The organism is Pelagicoccus mobilis (assembly GCF_016595505.1).
Classification (GTDB): Bacteria; Verrucomicrobiota; Verrucomicrobiia; order Opitutales; family Opitutaceae; genus Pelagicoccus; species Pelagicoccus mobilis.
This window is the reverse complement of record NZ_JAENIL010000168.1, coordinates 1-310: the sequence shown is the minus strand read 5'-3', so window position 1 is coordinate 310 and position 310 is coordinate 1. Positions and strand designations below refer to the sequence as shown.

The 310-nt window shown below is 56.5% G+C and carries 1 protein-coding gene; it reads left to right on the top strand.

The window, feature by feature from the left end; genetic code table 11:
• Positions 1-302 (top strand): ArsR/SmtB family transcription factor (locus JIN87_RS28060; RefSeq protein WP_200360080.1); only part of this gene is annotated, 302 nt, incomplete at its 5' end.
• Positions 303-310 lie beyond the last annotated feature (8 nt).

The window sequence follows — 310 nt, the reverse complement described above, 5'->3', positions numbered from 1 at the left end:
TACGCATCCTCAACCTGCTACGAGGCGGCCCCCTCTGCGTATGCCACGTACAGGAAGCGCTGCAACTTCCCCAGCCAAAAATCTCGAAACAGCTCGCCTACCTCAAAAAGCACGGCGTATTGCAATCTCGACGCCACAACAACTGGACCATTTACGAGATCCCGTGCCCGCAACACCCGATCCTCGCCGCAAACGTCAGCGAACTTAAGAGCACCTTCGAGTCAGAGCCTTACGCTAAAGACTCCGCCCGTCTCGAAAAGATCGATACAAGCGTCGCTTGCATCCCCTCAAGCTGCTGCTAGCGCTCCCA